This is a genomic window from Rheinheimera sediminis (assembly GCF_004005375.1).
Taxonomy (GTDB): Bacteria; Pseudomonadota; Gammaproteobacteria; order Enterobacterales; family Alteromonadaceae; genus Pararheinheimera.
The window spans coordinates 137270-157390 of record NZ_RZUF01000002.1 but is presented as its reverse complement, the minus strand read 5'-3'; the positions used below and the strand labels follow the sequence as shown (position 1 = coordinate 157390).

The following is a 20121-nucleotide window of genomic DNA, read 5'->3' as shown; positions in this document are numbered from 1 at the left end:
GCCGGCACCAAGTACGCCGCACCATTGCGCCGCCGCGGCAGTCTACAAAGATGCTTTTTTCAATACAAGCTATTTTTAATACGACGGTAATCAGCTAAATTTAAGCTAAGCTTGAAAAAAGCTTAAGGACAAAACCAGATGATGTATAGCGCTACTGTATTTTTGTTTTGCTTTTTAGTAGCTCTCTCTGCTCAGGCTGAGCAAAAGCTACCAATGCAGCTTAAGATCAGCACTCAGGTCTGGCCGGGTTTTACTAATGCTGATGGTTCCGGTATTTATGCAGATTTATTTCAACTGATTTATCCAACGGAACAAGTGCAACTGGTATGGCATTTCAGTCACTTTGGCCGCGCTATCAACCAGGTGCAACAAGGGAAATACCACATGGTTCCCGGTCTGTCGGCCCATGAATCGATAAAAGCACGACAAGGATTGTTGCTCTCCGCTCACCCCTTTGATTTTGATCTGATTGTCGCGGTTTACCACCCTGCGCACACGACACTGCCAAAATTAAGCCAATTAGCCCACTATAAACTGGCATGGGATTTAGCCTATGATTTGCATTTGGTATTGGACTTACCGGAAAAAGGCTACGAAGTGCGGAACATTAAACAAGGTCTTGAGCTGGTTAAAAATCGCAGAATTGATATTTACCTTGCAGAGAAAAATGAGTTACAGCACTACTTATTAAGCGAAGGCGCCAAACAATTGCCACCTTTACTTTATCAGGAGCTGCTACGCGACCCTATTTATGTAGCTTTTGCTGACAATGAATCTGGCCGTTTATTTAAAAGCTTATGGGATCAGCGTTTTCTTAAGCTTTATCAAATGGGTCACTTGAAGCAGTTTTATCAAAAACACCCTCAACTGACCTTACCTGAATTGCCCTAAGCCTTTAGAAGGTCAGTCCTTAGTCACCGCATTTTTGTTGCAGAACCTCAGAGATTAACTGAGCCATCTGGCGGTAACTGCGCAATTTACTAGAGGTAGGACGCCATGCCACTCCAATATCACGATAAGCCTGACCTGAATTGGGTTTTTGCGCTACAAGTTCTGTACCCCGCAATAAACCACTATTTATTGCCATTTGCGGCATAAAGGTCACACCCAACTTGTTATTTACCATTTGACTGAGCGTGTGCAAACTCGTGGCAAAAAAAGGATTGACCTTGCGATTATCATCCAGATCACAGGCTTTCACTGCATGCCCTGTCATACAATGTTCGCGCTCCAGTAAGAAGATACTTTCGTCCGGCCACTGGCTAATATCCTGTTGAAAACCGCGATTAAGCCAGTCTTTGTGCAACACCAGTTTAAAGGGATCTTGAGCCAGAACCTCTGTATGCAAGGCACCGGTGTCATAAGGCAAAGCCAATAGGACTAAATCCAACCGCCCTTCAATCAAGGACTGCAGGGAATTCTCAGTCGTGTCTTCCCTGAGCAACAACTGCAGTTCAGGAAAGCGTTCACGCGATAACGCCATCACTTCGCTTAATACAAAAGGTGCAATAGTCGGGATACAACCTAAACGCAATGGACCCGCCATAGGCTTGCCCTGACATTTAGCGAATTCAGTCAGCTCTTCACACTGCTCTACTATATATCTTGCCTGGCGCACCACATCTTCACCCAAAGGCGTAAAAATAAAGGTTTTATGATCGCGCTCCAGCAATTGCGCACTCATAGTTTCCTCTAAATTGGCGATAGCCGCACTTAAGGTAGACTGACCTATATAACAAGCATCCGCGGCACGGCCAAAATGCTGGTGCTCATGCAAAGCAAGCAGATACTGCAACTGTTTGATACTGGGTACACGCTTCATCCTTTATTCCGATGGCTTGCCTCTATTGAAAGCAATTTAATCGAATAAAGAAGAAAAGAAAAGCAGAATTAGCGACAGTCTCCGGAGGTTACACTTTTTGTCGGACTAATTCTTCATTGGCAAAACAACAGCTCTGCAGATAAAAAACCCGGCATAAGCCGGGCTTTCTCGTCAAAGAACTGAATCTATCAGGCGCTAAAAATAGCCTTGATGATATAGAAGAAGACAATAGCCAAACCTGCTCCCACAGGCAGAGTCACCACCCATGAAATAAAGATATTACGCACCACACTTAAATTAAGCGCAGCAATACCTCGGGCTAAACCCACACCCAATACGGCACCCACTAAAGTCTGAGTGGTAGAGATAGGTAAACCAGTACCAGATGCAATCACTACGGTGGTCGCAGCTGACATTTCGGCGGCAAAACCACGACTTGGGGTTAAATGGGTTATCGCAGTACCTATGGTTTTAATTACTTTGGCGCCAAGAGTAGCTAAACCAATCACAATACCCACAGCACCTAAAGGTAAAATCCACCAATCCAGTTTGGCTTTACCTACCACTTCACCGCCAGATTGAATCACGTTGACTACAGCAGCCAAAGGACCAATGGCATTCGCCACATCATTAGAACCATGAGCAAAGGCCATACAGCAGGCTGTGGTAATCATCAGAATACCGAAGATTTTTTCTACGTTGGTAAAATGCATTTCTTTATCAGCCATCGGGTCTATATGCACCCGGCTGATGGCGATTTTACCTACTATACCCACAACTACAGCGATACTACCGGCGATCATTAGGTTTTGTTCTGTGCTCAAATCTAACCCCACATGAGTTAAACCTTTAGTCACAGTCACTAAGGCCATCATCAGCGCAGCAAAAGCCATGTAAAACGGCACATATTTTTTTGCATTGGCCAGTGGATTGTCGGTGTCAAAAATTAAACGCTGCGCACTCATAAAAATTAAGTACGCCAGAACACCAGCCAACACAGGGGTCACGACCCAGCTACCGACTATGCCGCCTACTTTGCCCCATTCCACAGCATCTACACCCACGCCCACAGCAGCAAAACCAATAATGGCGCCAACAATAGAGTGAGTGGTAGAGACTGGCCAGCCATAATAAGAAGCCAGCAGCAACCAGGTGCCAGCTGCCAACAAGGCCGCTATCATGCCAAACACCAAAAGCTCAGGCGCTGCGGCGAAATGAACAGGGTCTACAATGCCACTGCGAATAGTAGAGGTTACGGAACCGCCTGCTAAATAAGCGCCAGCGAATTCAAAAATTGCAGCAATAAAAATAGCTTGCTTTACAGTTAATGCCTTGGAACCTACAGAAGTACCCATGGCGTTTGCCACATCGTTGGCACCCACACCATAAGCCATAACAAAGCCAAATACAGCAGCTACGATAATCAGCGTATAGCCGTACGTAGTTAAAATATCCATGTTTGAATTACCTTAAGAATTATCGAGCCAACATGATTTCAAGACGGGAACCTACTTTTAACGCAGAGTCAGCGAGATCGCCTACCCATTCCAAAGTGCGGTAGAGGAACATCACGTCAACAGGGTTCATTTCGGCTTCAGCTTTACGCACAAATTTACGTAAGCTGATTTGCAAATGATCGGTGTCATGCTCAATCTCATCGATACGTTCGACCATTTTGATCACTAAATCAACTTCACGGCCACGGAAACCAGTTTCCAGCAGCTCATCCAGCTCATTAATTGCTTCACATGCCAGTTCAACAGCATCAATACAACGTTGCAGGTAGGCTTTAAACTCTACTTGAATAGCAGCAGGGATCTCTAACTCACGACCTAAAACACGACCAGTAATGTCTTTGGCTTTATTCGCAATTTTATCCTGCTGTGAAACCAGTTCTAACAAATCCGTTCGTTCGACAGGTAAAAACAGACCTCGCGGCAAATGCACACGGATATCACGTTTTAAGTTGTCGGCATCCTTTTCCAACATCACAATAGATTTGCGAACTTCAGCCGCTGTATCCCAATCTTTTAAAAACACTGCATCAAAAAAGGGCAGCAGCAACAAGCTGGCATCAAATACCTTTTTGATATGCTCTTCCAGTGGCTTGATAGGGGATTTAGCGAAAACCGCCAAAAAGTGATTTGGCATAATAAGTGTGCCTCTTGTTGTTGAGTTGACGAAAGTCGGCGCGCATTGTACTGCAATCAAAGTGTAATAAAAATAAAATTGGGATCAGAGTGCGATAAAAACTAAAAATGGGGCCAAGCCACATTGTGTAAAAACGAATGCGTCCTGACCCCATTTTGCCAATTTTAGTTAACTACGGGCATCCTGTTCCATTTTTTCGTCATCACTGTGGCGAACATCTTTGCCTTTGACCAGGAAAACTATGTATTCAGCCACGTTTTTACAGCGATCGCCGATACGTTCCATAGAACGGGCTGACCACAAAACATTCATGATTTTAGGTATAGACCGCGGGTCTTCCATCATGTACGTCATTAATTGACGGGTAATAGCTTCGTACTCACGGTCTACTTTTTTATCTTCACGATGTACAGCTAATGCAGCTTCGACATCCATACGGGCAAAAGCATCCAGCACATCATGCAGCATCTGCGCAACATGGCGGCCCATATTATCCAGGTTGACCAACAAGTCCTGCTGGGCGCTATTGAAGGATTCAAGCGCTACTTTAGCGATACGCTCAGCTTCGTCACCAATACGCTCTAAATCAGAAATCGTTTTGATAATCGCCATAATCAAACGTAAATCGCTGGCAGCAGGTTGTCGCTTGGCAATAATGCGAGTGCACTCATGGTCAATTTTAATTTCCCAGTCGTTGACCTTTTCATCATTGGCTATCACCTGACGGGCCAAATCAGCATCACTGCTGGCGATAGCATTCAGTGCATCAGCCAGTTGCTGTTCAATTAAGCCGCCCATGGCCATTACATGGTTGCGTACCTGCTCAATTTCTTCATTAAACTGACTGGAAATATGCTTCGTTAAATTCATTTTGTCCATCGCTCTCTCCTCCAATACCCTTGGTACTTCCAGCAGCAGTCTTGTCAACCGCTCTTGCTTGTTAGTCGTCTCGCTGCTACTTCGACTTACTCAAGGTATGACTTTTATTAACCGAAACGGCCTGTGATGTAATCTTCAGTTTGTTGCTGCGATGGATTGGTAAACATCTTATTGGTGGCATCAAACTCTATTAAATCACCCATATACATAAAAGCAGTATAGTCGGAGACGCGGGCGGCCTGTTGCATATTGTGGGTTACAATCACAATAGTATATTTATCTTTCAGCTCGTAAATCAGCTCTTCGATTTTTAACGTAGAAATTGGATCAAGTGCTGAGGCTGGCTCATCCAGTAATAACACTTCAGGCTCAATGGCAATAGCCCGGGCAATCACCAAACGTTGTTGCTGACCGCCTGACAAACCAAAGGCATTGTCATGCAAACGGTCTTTTACTTCATTCCATAAAGCCGCGCCTTTTAATGACGTTTCTACCACTTCATCCAGCACGCGTTTGTCTTTGACACCTTGTAAGCGCAAGCCGTAAGCTACGTTTTCATAAATGCTTTTTGGAAATGGGTTCGGCTTCTGGAATACCATACCCACTTGGCGGCGCAGCTCAGCAACATCCACCTTTGGGTCATAAATATTTTGACCATCCATCAAAATCTGGCCTTCAATACGGCAGATATCCACTAAATCGTTCATCCGGTTGAAACAACGCAATAAAGTAGATTTACCACAACCTGAAGGACCGATAAACGCGGTAACACGCTTTTCTGGGATCGTCATGTTGACGCTTTTTAGTGCCAGCGCATCACCATAATAGAGTTTCAGATCGTTGACCTGAAGCTTGATTTTCTCTTCCGATAATTTCAATTCGTTTTCTACTGGTGGAGCTGTTAATTTATCTTGATTCATCTTCATTACCATTCTATGAAATTCTGTGATTAAAGGCCTGCAGTGCAGGCCTGCTGCAATCTAATCAGTATCGCTGCGGTATTTCTCGCGTAATCTGTTACGCATATAAATGGCCGCCATATTCAGCACCACAATCAACAACACCAGCACCAGCGCAGTTGCGTAAAGCAACGGACGCGAAGCTTCAACGTTTGGACTCTGGAAACCCACATCAAACACATGGAAACCTAAGTGCATAATTTTTTGATCTAAATGGATGTAAGGGAAATTGCCATCTATCGGTAATGTTGGTGCCAATTTCACCACGCCTACCAACATCAGTGGAGCTACTTCGCCTGCGGCTCGGGCTACAGCCAAAATTAAACCCGTCATCATAGCCGGAGTGGCCAGCGGCACAACCACTTTCCATAAGGTTTCAGACTTGGTTGCACCTAAGGCCAGACTACCCATACGAATAGTACTTGGAATACGGGATAAACCTTCCTCAGTCGATACGATAACGACTGGCAAAGTTAACAGGGCGAGCGTTAACGACGCCCAGAATAAACCCGGAGTACCAAAAGTCGGGCTTGGTAAAGCTTCAGGGTAAAACAACTGGTCGATACTGCCGCCCATAATGTACACAAAGAAGCCTAAACCAAAAACACCATAAACAATAGAAGGTACACCTGCCAGGTTGTAGACCGAAATCCGGATGATCTTCAGCAGTGGTCCTTGCTTGGCATATTCACGCAAGTAAATGGCCGCCAGCACACCAAAAGGCGTGACGATAATGGCCATTAGAATAACCATAGTGACAGTACCAAAAATAGCAGGAAAGATACCGCCTTCGGTATTGGCTTCCCGTGGCTCTTCACTGAGGAAAGTCGCGATACCGTTAAAGTAATGTTTCGTCTTTTGCCATACCGACATATCGTTAGGCGCAAAAGCATTCACTATATTAGCCAACGAAATAGTCACTTCGCGGCCTTCAGCAGAACGAGCAACCAAACTGTCACGATTAGACTCTGCTCGCAGTTGATCCAGTTTTTGTTGGATCACTGCATATTCGTCGTTTAGCACTTGGTTTTCAGCTTCGGCCTGCGCTTTGAATTCAGCCATTTCAGCATCAGACACTTTATCAAGAACCAGACGACGCTCAGTTAAACGTAACTTCTCAATTTGGTTGTTGATACGGCTGATATCGTTTTTTTCGATATCTTTCATCTGCTGAAAAATACCGTTGGCACGTTCAACCCGCTTCAACAGTTCAGGCCACATGGCAGTGCCCTCAGCAATCAAGGTGTCGCCTTCATTTAACTTTAATGGGAAACCATAAAAATTACCACGCTCACGACGCTCCAGTGCAATAGCACCTTCTGGTGCAGTCCAGCCGCTAATTTCATAATCCATATACCAGGAGAAATCCCGACCATACAGATCACGGTTACCTACTTTGACCAAATAACGGGTCACAGCTTCCAGCTCTGCCGGCACTGTAGCACCTGACTCACGCAGCATCACAGCAGACACTGTTTCAGCACGAACCAGTTCACCCATAATGACTTTTTTCTGACCAGATTCAGGCGACCATTCAGTCTGCTGTAAATCTGCTGGCCAGAAGTGACTGCCACCACGTACTACAATTAAACCCAACACACCTATCACCATCACCAGACACAAAGCGATAGCACCGGCGTTTAACCAAATCCAGGGAGTCCCTGATCTGAACCAGGCTCTTACGCCAAATAAAGATTTCATCAAAGTGCCCCTTAATTACAGATTGCTGAAGCGTTGACGTAAACGCTGCCGTATCACTTCGGCGAGGGTATTAAATACAAAGGTAAAGACAAACAACACCAGCGCGGCGAGGAACAACACACGGAAGTGGGTGCTGCCAACAGCTGTCTCAGGTAACTCCACCGCTATATTGGCGGATAAAGTACGCATCCCCTCGAAGATATTAAAGTTCACTACTGGGCTGTTACCTGTCGCCATCAGTACTATCATGGTTTCCCCCACAGCACGGCCAAAACCAACCATCACTGCCGCGAACACACCAGGACTGGCTGTTGGTAATACGACGCCGACCATGGTTTGCCATGGTGTAGCACCCAAGGCTAAAGACCCCTGAGTTAAGTGGCGAGGCACATTAAAAATGGCATCTTCAGCAATAGAGAAGATATTTGGAATCACAGCAAAACCCATGGCGATACCAACAATTAACGCGTTACGCTGATCGTAGTTAATGCCATTATCTGTAAACCACTGGCGTAAACTGCCATCAAAAAAAGCATTGTCTATTACTGGGCTAGCACTCACAGCCAGGTAACCAAACAGAATAATTACAGGCACTAAAAACGCCGCTTCCCAACCTAAACCAAAACGGTTGCGGATAGATTCAGGCATAAAGCGCCACAAGTAAGCTGCACCTAACATCATAAAGGGCATCAGGATCAGAATGGCGAACACAGCACTTAAATATTCTTCAACAAAAGGCGCCAGCCATAAACCTGCTAGAAAGCCAAGAATAACTGTAGGTAAGGCCGCCATAATTTCGATGGTAGGCTTCACTTTGCCACGCAGCACTGGCGTCATAAAGTAAGCGACATAAATGGCACTCATAATGGCCAGAGGTGTAGCGAACAACATGGCAAAAAATGCGGCTTTTAAAGTCCCTAAAGCTAAAGGCACCATGCTCATTTTGGCTTCAAATTCATCTGAACCGGCAGAAGCTTGCCAAATGTATTTGGCTTCATCACGGCCTTCGTACCAGACTTCATTCCACAGCGCTGTGTAAGATACGTCCGGATGGGCGTTTTCCAGCTCAAATTTATGCATCTGGCCTTTAGTGTCTAACAGCAGGAAATTGGTATTAATGGGAGAGATAGCTATTTGTTGCGGCTGCAGCTCATCATCAAAAGCGTCTAAAAATAAAGTTCGGGCCGAGGTGCCGTAATGAATACCTAAATGTCCCTTGTCATCAATGGCCATAAACCCTTTGCGGGAATATTCAGCTTCAATCTGAGTAATAGCACCAGGATGTTGCTCAAAATCACGAATTTGTTTTAAGTCGAAGTTATTGTGCTGGTCACGTACTAAAAACCACTGACTCAATTCACCGGTAGACGAGCCCACAATCAAAGACACAGTACCGACCAGAAACTCAATGGCGGTGATCTGCGCACCAGAACTGACGGCATTGACGCTTTGCACTAAACGCGCCTGCTCCGGGTTATTGATGGCGTAATAATGGATTTGTCCGGCTTTATCCGCAACAAACAGGTTTTGAAAGGTATTGTCGATCAGTATTCTGCTGGCTGAAGCTGGAGCATCTGGCAAAGTATAATCTGTGCGAACTACAGTGGTTTCGCCGGTCAGGAATACAGTTTCGGCCACCATATTTGACAGCACTAAACGACCATCAGCCGTATAAGCACTCAACATCCGGTTTTCGTCTTTTTCCTGTATAGCAATAGCCACTAAAGCCTGACCTTGGGCATCCACCTGCACAGGAGCTTCGCCTAAAGGGTAACTAACCTTAGGATTGACCTGACGTTTATCATTTGGATAACTCAGCAAATATTCATGCTTGGCAATCAATGCCTGACCGTTAGATAAACCTAAAATGATAGTGCCGGTACGAGGGTCAGCTTTGGCAAAAGTAGTGACTGTGACATCAGCAGGCAAAGCCAGCTGCACTTGCTGCTTCAGCTCCCCTGTATCCGCATTAAAAAACTGCAGCTTGGCATCTGCTGTCACTGTTAAACCTATCTCACCATAACGCTCTATATTGCTATGCAGAGGTTTTGCAGTCGGGCTTTGATAGCTGGTTTTCTGATCCACTGAGGCAGAGGAAAACAAAGGCCCTACTTCAGAAAACAGGTAAACAAATATAGTAGCAAAAGCCAGCACCACACTGATGCCGGCAAAGCTGATGCCATATTTGGAGATTTTATCTTTAACAGAGCGCCAGCGCCGTAAACGGGCACGACGTTCACCAGTTGGCAGTAAGGAACGCGGTGCATCACCGGCTGACTGCTGACTTGGATGGGTTGAGTGCATAGTTGCTATACCACCAGTTACTTTTAGATGTTGGCAACTATAGTAGAGTTTTGTGACGGAAATATTACATCACGGAACTTTGTCATATAAATGACACATTGCAGGCATTTAAAATGAAAATGGGGCCAGAGCAGATTGTGAGCCATTCACAATCTGCTCTGGCCCCATATGATTTGAGCTGGGCTTACTGGATGCTTAAATCAGCCAAAGCTTTAGCAGCCACTGAAGCAGGTACAGGTACGTAGCCATCGTGTGCTACTACATCCTGACCATTTTTAGACAGAACAAAGCGAACAAATTCACGCTCTAAAGGCAGCATTTCTTTGTTAGGGTGCTTGTTCACATAAACGTAAAGGAAACGTGATAACGGGTATTTACCGTCTAAAGCGTGGTCCGCATTTGGTGCATAAAACGGCTCACCTTCTTTTTTCGCTAAAGGCAGAGCTTTTACGCTTGAAGTGATATAACCGATACCTGAGTAGCCGATACCGTTGATTGACTCACTGATACCCTGCACTACTGAGGCAGAACCTGGTTGTTCGTTGATACTGGATTTAAAGTCACCACCACACAAGGCAACATCTTTAAAATAACCATAAGTACCAGACACTGCGTTACGGCTGTACATAGTAAAATCACGATTAGCCCATGCGCCTTCCATACCTAACTGGCCCCAGCGCGTTACATCTTCTTTATAACCACATTTGCGGGTTGCAGAAAAAATAGCGTCTACCTGAGCAATAGTCAGACCTTGCAATGGGTTGTCTTTGTTGACGTACACAGCCAGTAAGTCGATAGCCACTGGAACGGCCATTGGCTTGTAGCCATACTTGGCTTCAAATTCCTGTACTTCTGATGGCTTCATCGCACGGCTCATAGGGCCGAAGTTGGATGTACCTTCAGTTAGAGCGGTAGGAGCAGTAGAAGACCCTGCACCCTGGATCTGAATATTCACATTCGGGTACTGCTTACGGAATTCTTCAGCCCATTTGGTCATCAGGTTGTTTAACGTATCAGAACCTATGCTGGAAATGTTACCTGAAACACCAGTGGCTTTTACATAAGCTGGTAATTTAGGATCGGCTTCGATAATGGCTGCCTGAGCTGTCAGGCCTAAAGTGGCGGCAATCAGACTGATTGATGTAAACAATTTTGCTACTTTCACGTTGCTCTCCTCACAACAGACAAATGCCTGTTCGTGGTTCAGGTTGTTTTCTGGCGTCCATCATAAGAAAGAAATATGACACTAATATGACGAAAAGACAGAGCATCCTGTGACCTTTATCAGTTTTTTTTAAAACTACAAGAAGATTTGCGACGACTTGACTGTTAAAAACTAGCCAGACGTCTACAATGGGGTAGGCCAAACTTGGCTAAGCCACTGTTTTTTAAAAGGTGTTTTGCATTTTTATCAGTTTTTTGTTGTTTCCGGGAGTAAGGTTGTATGAAGCAGTTGATTTTAACCGTTATAGGCAGGGACAAAGCAGGCTTAGTTGAACAACTTGCCACAGTAATTACCAGTCATCAAGGTAACTGGATGGCCAGTAACTTGAGTCATTTAGGTGGTTATTTCGCGGGGATACTGCAACTGGAAGTGCCAGAAGAGCATGTCTTTGCATTAACAACAGAGTTAGAGCGTATGTCCGATCTGGACATTAAAATTCAGCAAGGCTTGCATTCAGAAATTCATCCGGATAAACAGTTGCAGTTTATTATTACGGGCAATGACAGACCCGGCATAGTTCGTGAACTGTCCAGTGTGATGAAACACAAAGGTGCAAATATTATTCATTTTGAAAGCTCCCAACAGAGCGCTCCCAATTGGGGTGTTCCCTTGTTTCATGCGATTGCCACTGTAGAACTTCCAGACACTTTGAATAAAGATGAAGTGGTCAAGGCTCTGGAGGCTATAGCTGCGGATGTAGTGGTTGATATAGAGCATTAATCTTAGATAGAAATTTTTTCTGTAGTAAAGGATCATCCCCTTGATCCTTTCATCAGTCCGTCATAAAAATGCCATAGAGTAACTCTAGAACCCGATATGGAGCCTGTTATGGTTTTTGCAGAGTTAAAACATACTGTGAGCGATACAAATTATTTCCCCCGCGAATTGAGCTGGCTGGCGTTTAACGGCCGGGTACTGCAAGAAGCTGCAGATGAACGTAACCCACTTATAGAACGCTTGCGTTTTTTAGGCATCTATTCTAACAACATGGATGAGTTTTTTCGGGTTCGGGTTGCAGATGTGAAACGTCGCATCCTGCTGAAAAAATACCATGCGAATGAACAAGAAGATGCTGAGCAGTTACTGCATGATATTCAACATATCGTCATGAATATGGGCGAACGCTTTAATAAAATTTATGACGACTTACTGCAAGCACTTCGCAAACACAATATTGAGTTGATTGACAATTATAAATTGACCGAAGCGCAAGCTCAGTGGGTTCGTAGCTTTTACCGCAGCGAAGTACAACGCCATATTTCTCCCATTATTTTATCTGCCGAAGAAGTAAAGCTGGCTAAACATTTAGAAGATAATGCCACCTATCTGATGGTGGAAATGACAGGTGCCAACAAAGCCGAATATGCCATAGTGCAAGTTCCTACCGATGCCATGTCACGTTTTGTCGAATTACCGCTGCATTTAAATAAAAGCAAAAAACGAGGTCGTTACCGCAGGCAGATTATTTTGCTTGACGACATTATAGTGCATTGCCTTAAGGACTTATTTGATGGTTTTTTTGATTTCTGCGAAATCCAGGCCTTTTCACTTAAACTAACCCGTGACGCTGAATACAATATCAGCGATACACTGGACCAGTCGCTGATCGATAAAATGTCAAAAGGCATCAAGCAACGCCTAAAGTCTGAGCCTGTGCGTATGGTTTACGACGCCAACATGCCCGAACATATGCTAAAAATGCTGAAAAAACTGTTGGGTTACAGCTCGTATGACTCTCTGATCCCAGGCGGTAAATACCGCAACTTTAAAGACTTTATTGGTTTTCCAAACATAGGCCATCCATCTTTAGAATTTCCGCCTATGCCAGTGTTAAAAAGTCCGGAGTTTGAGCGTCATACCACCAGTTTTGAAGCGATTCGAACTTCAGATATCTTGCTGTATTATCCTTACCACAGCTTCAGTTATTTCACGGAGTGGGTCCGACAGGCCTCTTTTGATCCTAAAGTCAGCAGCATCAAAATGACGATGTACAGGGTAGCAAAAAATTCCAGAGTGATTAACTCCCTGCTCGATGCGGTGCGTAATGGCAAAAAAGTAACAGTAGTGGTTGAACTAAAAGCCCGTTTTGATGAAGAAAATAATATCAATTGGGCACGCCGTATGACTGAGGCTGGTATTGAAGTCATTTTTGGTCTGCAAACTTTAAAAATTCACTCGAAGCTTTGTTTGATCAGTCGTCAGGAAAAAGGCAAAACAGTTAAATTTGTGCATATAGGCACAGGTAACTTTAACGAAAAAACTGCCCGAATTTATACGGATATGAGTTTGTTCACTTGCCACAGTGAAATCTGTGATGAAGTGGATCAGGTCTTTGAATTTATTCAGTACAGCTACAAACCCTTTCAGTTCAATCATTTGATGGTGTCTCCTACCTGGAGCAGACCAAAACTTTGTGCCCTAATCGAAAGGGAAATAAATTTTGCGACTTCCGGCAGAAAAGCTGAAATCCTATTAAAAGTGAATAACCTGGTCGATAATCAGATTGTTGATTTGCTTTATAAAGCCAGTATGGCTGGGGTGAAAATACGAATTATAGTGCGGGGGATGTGCTCCCTCATTCCTGGTGTAAAAGGCATGAGTGATAATATTCATGTCATCAGTGTATTGGATAGGTATCTTGAACACGCCAGAATTTATGTGTTCCACAACGGTGGTAACACAGATTTATATATCTCATCAGCTGATTGGATGACCCGTAATCTGGATCAGCGCGTTGAGGTGGGCGTTCCTATTTACGACGCAGCCATTAAACAGCAAATTATGACCAGTCTGGATATTCAGTGGAACGACAATGTCAAAGCCCGGATTATTGATAAAGATCAAAGCAATCACTATGTAAAAAGAGGCAATAAGCGTAGCATTCGCTCCCAACAGGAAATCTACGATTATTTTGCTCAGTTGCAGCAATCCATTCAGGCCGGCAAATGACCCATTGGACTAACACAGATACAACAGATGCGCAAAAAGCCGCTTACATGGCGGCTGTTGATTTAGGTTCTAACAGTTTTCATATGGTGATAGCTCGTGTTGTCGATGGCGCTCTGCAGCTATTGCACCGTGAAAAGCAAAAAGTGCAGCTTGCCGAAGGTTTAACAGAAGACTTGTTATTAACCGAAGAAGCCATGTTGCGTGGTTTAGCCGTGCTGAGCCAGTTTGCCGACACTTTAAAACCTGTACCCACCGAATCAGTGCGGGTTATTGCCACTTACACCCTGAGGCGTGCAAAAAATAGTGCTATGTTTTTACGCCGCGCTCAGGCGGTATTTCCTTTTCCTATTGAAGTGATTTCAGGTCAGGAAGAAGCCCGCTTTATTTATCAGGGCGTGGCCCATTTTGAGCATTATCAAGAACGTCGGCTGGTGATGGATATAGGCGGCGGCAGCACAGAATTCGCTATAGGCGAAGGTTTTCTGCCGATCAGACTGGCCAGTCGTAATATGGGTTGTGTCAGCTATGCTCAGTTTCATTTTCCCAATGGCCGGATCAGTGCTAAAAAGTTTGAACGAGCTATTTTACAAGCCGAGCAGGAACTGGAACCTATAGTCTCAGCTTACCGCGAAACTGGTTGGCAACAGGCAGTTGGCACTTCAGGTACTATCAAAACTATTCGCGATGTCATTATTGGTTTAGGCTGGCATCCGGCCTGCATTGAGCTAGAACACCTACTGCAATTAAAAGATTTGCTCATTGCTCAGGAAAACAGTTTGCAGCTGGATTTACCTGGTTTAGCCGATGATCGTAAGTTACTTATTTGTTCTGGCTTAGCTATTTTAATTGCCGCTTTTAATATGCTTGGTATTTCTCAGATGTACTACGTCGACGCAGCACTGCGTGAAGGGGTGCTGTATGAAATGAGTGACCGGCTGCATCACCACGATATTCGTGAACATACCATTCAAAGTCTGATTAAAAGATACAGTATTGATACCAGTCAGGCAGAGAGAGTTCGAGCCACAGCTTTGGAATTATTTGCTCAGCTACGCCATAGTTGGCAGTTGACCGATGAGCTGGCTGACTTGTTAAGCTGGGCAGCCACAGTGTATGAAATAGGTCTGCATATTAATTCGTCCAGCGTACAGCGGCACTCGTCTTACATTTTAAAAAATGCCAACTTACCGGGGTTTAACCAGGAACAACAACAGTTAATAGCCACGCTGGTGCGCTCTCATCGTCGCAAAATTAAAACGGAAGAGCTATCGCAGTTTTATCTGTACAGCTCAAGTACAGTGGTCTCTTTACTGGTGCTATTGCGTCTGGCTGTATTGCTGAATCAAAAACGTCGCAACGACTTCCTGCCTGAACTCAGAGCGCAAGGGAAAAATCAGCAATTAACACTGCTGTTGCCGAAAGAATGGTTGGAACAACAACCTTTATTGGTCGCAGATCTGCAACAAGAGCAATTACATCTGAAAAAAATCGCCTTTGTACTGGACTGTCCATATTTAGTAGAGTGCAGTTTACAAAGCCCGGGCTTTGATTCATCCAACCCGGATGAGGAGTAATAATTTCATCCCTGGGATCCAGAGACAGAAAGGAAAAGTCATAGATGCCGCAGATTTTTAGTAACGACGCTATTAGCAGAGCTTTACTGCTGGTTATACTCGGTGCAGGGGTATTTTTTTTCATCGGTTTTCTGATTCCAGTTCTTGCAGCACTTATTATCTGCTTTGCCAGTTGGCCTTTGTATCGCCATCTGCTAAACCACTGCCGCAATAATTCTACCTTGGCCGCCAGCCTCGCCATCATAGCCATAGTACTGGGATTAGTGATCCCTTTAGTAATGGTGTTCAGTTATGCGATGAAAGAAATACGAGCCTGGATCGAGTGGCTAAAACATGCCAATGAACATGGTGCAGCAGTACCAGATTGGCTCAGCGCTTTACCTGGAGTGGGTGATACCTTAGCTAGCTATTGGCAAACCTATTTAGCTGAACCCCATCAGTTAGGGCAAGTGGTCAGTTTAGTCAGTGGCGAACAAATCAGCGGCATCTCCAAATGGGTGTTAAATTTCGGCTGGACTACAGCTGGCTTAATGCTGACCTTATTGTTTATGCTGATCACTTTGTTTTTTTTATATAAAGACGGAGAACGTATTGCATGGCAACTGGATACTGTAGGTGAGCGCATTTTGCCTGATCGCTGGAACCGCTTCTCCCGCGTAGTACCTGCGACCGTCAGCTCAACCGTTATAGGCATGACCATTATCGCTATTGGCGAAGGAGTAATTTTAGGTGTAGCCTACTGGATAGCAGGCGTCCCCTCCCCTGTGGCTTTTGGTGTATTAACAGGTTTTATGGCACTTATTCCGGGTGGCGCGCCGTTGTCTTTTACCTTAATTTCGATTTATCTGGTTGGCACAGGTGATTTAACAGCGGGCGTAGGTTTGTTTTTATGGGGTAGCATCGAACTCTTTATCGTTGACAAAACCATCAGGCCAACCCTGGTGGGTGGCCCGGTCAAGCTGCCTTTTCTACCGACTTTTTTTGGTTTAATTGGTGGTGTGCAAACTATGGGGATGGTGGGTCTGTTTGTTGGACCTGTGCTGATGGCTTTATTGGTTGCTATTTGGCGGGAATGGCTCAGAGCACCACAGCATCTGAAAAAAGAAACTCAAAACTATAAGTGATGTATCAGTCAGAACTAATCTATCAAATAGTAGCTTTGATTAATGCCGCTGACTGATAAATAACAATTGTCGCCCCCAGAGGCTAAATCATGGAAAAAGTTAATACCCCTGATTGACTATTAAATGCCTGAGCATTCAATAACAGTCCCACTTGAGTAGTTATCAACTTTTTTAGATTAAGCCTCTGGATACAGAGGCTTTTTATTAGACAACCATGCAATGCAGCCTTACACTAGCACAGGTTTTTCATCCTCTGTATGGACATTTATGACTATCGTGGAAATTATTGTTCTGGCCTTACTGCAAGGCTTTACCGAATTTTTACCTATCTCAAGTTCGGCTCATCTGATTTTACCCTCACAGTTACTCGGCTGGAGTGATCAGGGACTGGCGTTTGATGTGGCGGTGCATTTAGGTACGCTAGCCGCGGTTTTGCATTACTTCCGCCGTGATGTAGGACTTATCAGTGTCAGTTGGCTTGGCAGCCTGAAAGGACAACATGACCAACACAGCCGCCTGGGCTGGCTGATTATTCTGGCCACTATTCCCGCAGCTCTGTTTGGTTTACTGATTAAAGATTTTATTGAAGTCTACGCCCGCTCTGCTGTAGTGATTGCAAGCACAACCATCATCTTTGGCTTATTGTTGTGGTACGCCGATGCAAAAGCCAAACAAATCAAACAAACTGACCAGCTCACAGTCAAAGATGTGATTATTATTGGTCTGGCTCAGGCTATAGCTCTGATCCCTGGTACCTCACGTTCAGGTATCACCATGACAGCAGGTTTGATGCTGGGTCTAACCCGACAAGCAGCAGCCCGTTTCTCCTTTTTGATTTCTATCCCTATTATTCTGCTGGCCGGTGGTTATCAAACCCTGAAGCTGCTGAAAAGCGAACAAGCCGTGGACTGGACTGCTTTAGGTTTAGGCACAGTTCTGAGCTTTATCTCGGCTTATGTTTGTATTCATTTTTTCCTTAAAGTGATAGAAAAAATGGGCATGATGCCTTTTGTGATTTATCGTTTGGCTTTAGGTGTATTCCTGCTGGCTTTCGTGTTTTATTTCTGAACCCAGATGCCCCTTTCCGGCAAAGTGTCGCAAGGCACTTTGCTTTTCTAAGCTTGTACCAGTATGGTAGTGACTTCACCCAGAAGGAACTATCATGTTGAGAACTCTACTTTCTGTGCTACTGGCCAGCGCTTTTTCAGCACAAGCCAGTACAGATTTAAAACCCCACACTGAAACTGCGATTCAAAACATTCAAGCACAAATGCTGCAATGGCGCCGTCATTTCCATCAATACCCTGAACTGTCGAACCGGGAAGTCAATACAGCGAAGAAAGTAGCAGCGCATTTAAAATCTCTTGGTTTAGAAGTACAAACCGGCATAGCTCATCATGGTGTTTTGGGTGTATTAAAAGGTGCTAAACCAGGCCCCACTGTGGCGCTGCGCGCTGATATGGATGCACTGCCTGTCACAGAGCAGGTGGATTTGCCCTTTGCCTCTAAAGTGCGCAGTACTTTTAATGGACAAGATGTAGGTGTAATGCATGCCTGTGGGCATGATGCTCATACAGCTATGCTGATGGCCACTGCCTCTGTGCTAACAGAGCTTAAAGCACAACTTACTGGTACTATTCTGTTTGTATTTCAGCCCGCTGAAGAAGGCCCTCCTGCCGGTGAAGAAGGTGGTGCTAAGCTGATGCTCAAAGAAGGTGTCTTTGCCAAATACAAACCCGATGCCATTTTTGGCCTTCATGTCTGGCCTGGCCCTGCAGGTCAGTTACAGGTGAAAAGTGAAGGCATAATGGCGGCAGCTGACAGTTTTAATATCACTGTCAAAGGCAAGCAAGTGCATGGTTCAAGCCCATGGCGTGGCGTAGATCCTATAGCTGTGACGGGCCAGTTAATCACTGCTCTGCATCAAATCCCAGCTCGCCAGTTAGATGTCACTCAGGCTCCTGCCGTGTTGTCTGTAGGACAGGTGCATGGCGGCATACGCTGGAATATTATCCCGGATGACGTAACACTTGAAGGCACTATCCGCACTTTTGACCCACAGATGCGCGAACAGCTCCTGCAAAAAATGCAGCACACTTCAGAACATATAGCGACCGCCAGTGGCGCCACTGCTGAATTTCATAACCATAGTTTTGCAGCTGTGACCTGGAATGATGTCACACTGACTGAATGGGCTATGCCCAGCTTGCACTGGGCTGCAGGCAAAGCCGGAGTTGCGCCAATAAAACCTATTACCGCTTCGGAAGACTTTTCATTTTTCCAGCAAGAAGTACCGGGCATGTTTTTCTTTTTAGGCATAGCCCCTGAAAATACGCCTGTAGAACAAACGGCTCCTAACCATTCGCCGCTGTTTCAGGTCAATGAACAGGCGCTGGAAAACGGCGTTCGGGCTTTAACAGCTCTGGCTTTGGACTATCTGGCTAACCCGGCAAAAACAGCAAAGAAAGACTAAACAACAGCAGCATCACCACAGCGGCAAAACCAAAAACTTTGCCGCTACATTGCTTCAAATCCTGCCAACAGGTTAAAAGCCCTGTCACCAGCATGGCAAAAATCAGACAACTTTGTGACAACAGCACAGCGCCCTGGCTGAACCAAGCTGGCACGGAAAAAACCATGGTGAGTAACAAGACTGCGATAAAAGCTAAAACAAACCACGGAAACGCAAATCCATCTTTCGTTTTACTGTTAAAACTCAGCAACAGTAAAAAAGGCACCAGTAAACACACCCTGAACAACTTGGCGATCACCGCCTGCGGTGCTGCATCCCCTAACTGACTGCCTGCAGCTACAGCCTGTGATACTTCAGGCGCCGTGCTGCCAATCAGCCAGGCGAGTTGGACTTCAGGTAACCAGCCGCCTTGTATCAGCACAGTATAAGCCAGTAAAGACAGCAACCCCATCAACAGCACCACAGCCAGACTTTGAGTTAAAGTCGCCTGCCCGCTTTGCCGTACCGACCAGGTGGCAAAAATAGCTGAAGTCCCACAAAAACTTAAGCCGCAGCCAATCAACAGTACTAGCTCTTTCGGCAATTTAAACAGCTTGATACCAAGCCAAAGTGCTGTAGCCAGCGTTACCAGAATCAAAACAACTAGCTGTACTAAAGCCAGTAAGCTTGTCTGCATTACCAGTTGTGGTTCAACACTAAAAGCAAACAGAACTATACCAAAACGTAAAGCCTTTTGTTGCCAACTGGCAATAGTATCTAGCCTGGACGCCAGTACCTGGCGGGGTTGAATGGAGAAGAGTGGCAATACAAAAGCAGCTAATAAGCCGAGCAACAGAGCGACAAAAACCGGACTGATCAGATATTCCAGTGCAGGCAAAGCCAGATAACATAAATGCAGTAATAAGCTTAGCAGTAGCAATATCAACATAGAAATTCATCTTAATGAAAGTGACGGCGCTA

Annotated in this window: 16 protein-coding genes; 7 read left to right on the top strand and 9 right to left on the bottom strand. The window is 45.0% G+C overall.

Going from position 1 to position 20121, the window contains the following annotated elements; genetic code table 11:
* Nucleotides 1–138 precede the first annotated feature (138 nt).
* Nucleotides 139–891 carry a substrate-binding periplasmic protein gene (locus EMM73_RS01775; RefSeq protein WP_127684749.1) on the top strand — a complete coding sequence of 251 codons (753 nt, stop codon included), beginning with the start codon at nt 139–141 and terminating at the stop codon, nt 889–891.
* A 19-nt stretch (nt 892–910) separates the two neighbouring features.
* Here the strand turns inward: EMM73_RS01775 and EMM73_RS01770 are convergent, their stop codons facing one another.
* From EMM73_RS01770 to EMM73_RS01735, 8 genes are all read right to left on the bottom strand, one after another.
* Entirely contained in the window at nt 911–1822 is a 912-nt protein-coding gene (locus EMM73_RS01770) for a hydrogen peroxide-inducible genes activator (RefSeq protein WP_127684748.1), read from the bottom strand.
* Between the two features lie 188 nt (nt 1823–2010).
* A complete protein-coding gene (locus tag EMM73_RS01765) occupies nt 2011–3279 on the bottom strand; it encodes an inorganic phosphate transporter (RefSeq protein ID WP_127684747.1) in 1269 nt (422 codons plus the stop codon).
* A gap of 19 nt (nt 3280–3298) precedes the next feature.
* Nucleotides 3299–3973 carry a TIGR00153 family protein gene (locus EMM73_RS01760; RefSeq protein WP_127684746.1) on the bottom strand — a complete coding sequence of 225 codons (675 nt, stop codon included), beginning with the start codon at nt 3971–3973 and terminating at the stop codon, nt 3299–3301.
* A 168-nt stretch (nt 3974–4141) separates the two neighbouring features.
* A complete protein-coding gene (gene phoU / locus EMM73_RS01755; protein ID WP_127684745.1) occupies nt 4142–4852 on the bottom strand; it encodes a phosphate signaling complex protein PhoU in 711 nt (236 codons plus the stop codon).
* Nucleotides 4853–4959: 107 nt separating this feature from the next.
* Nucleotides 4960–5772 (bottom strand): phosphate ABC transporter ATP-binding protein PstB, encoded by an 813-nt coding sequence (pstB, locus tag EMM73_RS01750; RefSeq protein ID WP_127684744.1) that lies wholly within the window; start codon nt 5770–5772, stop codon nt 4960–4962.
* 60 nt (nt 5773–5832) lie between these two features.
* Nucleotides 5833–7512: a phosphate ABC transporter permease PstA gene (pstA, locus tag EMM73_RS01745; protein ID WP_127684743.1), complete on the bottom strand. Its 1680-nt coding sequence runs from the start codon at nt 7510–7512 to the stop codon at nt 5833–5835.
* A 15-nt stretch (nt 7513–7527) separates the two neighbouring features.
* On the bottom strand, nt 7528–9816 hold the full coding sequence (locus tag EMM73_RS01740) for an ABC transporter permease subunit (RefSeq protein ID WP_127684742.1): 2289 nt from the start codon (nt 9814–9816) through the stop codon (nt 7528–7530).
* A 184-nt stretch (nt 9817–10000) separates the two neighbouring features.
* Complete coding sequence (locus tag EMM73_RS01735; protein ID WP_127684741.1) at nt 10001–10981, bottom strand: PstS family phosphate ABC transporter substrate-binding protein; 981 nt, start codon at nt 10979–10981, stop codon at nt 10001–10003.
* A gap of 279 nt (nt 10982–11260) precedes the next feature.
* Here EMM73_RS01735 and EMM73_RS01730 point away from each other — a divergent pair, with 279 nt between their 5' ends.
* From EMM73_RS01730 to EMM73_RS01705, 6 genes are all read left to right on the top strand, one after another.
* Entirely contained in the window at nt 11261–11761 is a 501-nt protein-coding gene (locus tag EMM73_RS01730; RefSeq protein ID WP_127684740.1) for a glycine cleavage system transcriptional repressor, read from the top strand.
* A gap of 108 nt (nt 11762–11869) precedes the next feature.
* The gene (gene ppk1, locus EMM73_RS01725; protein ID WP_127684739.1) at nt 11870–13990 is read left to right on the top strand and encodes a polyphosphate kinase 1; all 2121 of its coding nucleotides are present in this window, start codon (nt 11870–11872) and stop codon (nt 13988–13990) included.
* On the top strand, nt 13987–15564 hold the full coding sequence (locus EMM73_RS01720) for a Ppx/GppA phosphatase family protein (RefSeq protein ID WP_127684738.1): 1578 nt from the start codon (nt 13987–13989) through the stop codon (nt 15562–15564). The genes ppk1 and EMM73_RS01720 overlap by 4 nt, the downstream gene beginning before the upstream one ends.
* A gap of 44 nt (nt 15565–15608) precedes the next feature.
* Nucleotides 15609–16688, top strand: a complete 1080-nt coding sequence (locus EMM73_RS01715) for an AI-2E family transporter (protein WP_127684737.1) — start codon at nt 15609–15611, stop codon at nt 16686–16688.
* A 267-nt stretch (nt 16689–16955) separates the two neighbouring features.
* On the top strand, nt 16956–17756 hold the full coding sequence (locus EMM73_RS01710; protein WP_127684736.1) for an undecaprenyl-diphosphate phosphatase: 801 nt from the start codon (nt 16956–16958) through the stop codon (nt 17754–17756).
* A 94-nt stretch (nt 17757–17850) separates the two neighbouring features.
* Complete coding sequence (locus EMM73_RS01705) at nt 17851–19161, top strand: amidohydrolase (protein ID WP_127684735.1); 1311 nt, start codon at nt 17851–17853, stop codon at nt 19159–19161.
* Here EMM73_RS01705 and EMM73_RS01700 read toward each other — a convergent pair.
* Entirely contained in the window at nt 19130–20089 is a 960-nt protein-coding gene (locus EMM73_RS01700; protein ID WP_127684734.1) for a putative sulfate exporter family transporter, read from the bottom strand. The two genes, EMM73_RS01705 and EMM73_RS01700, sit on opposite strands and share 32 nt — an antisense overlap.
* Nucleotides 20090–20121: the final 32 nt, after the last annotated feature.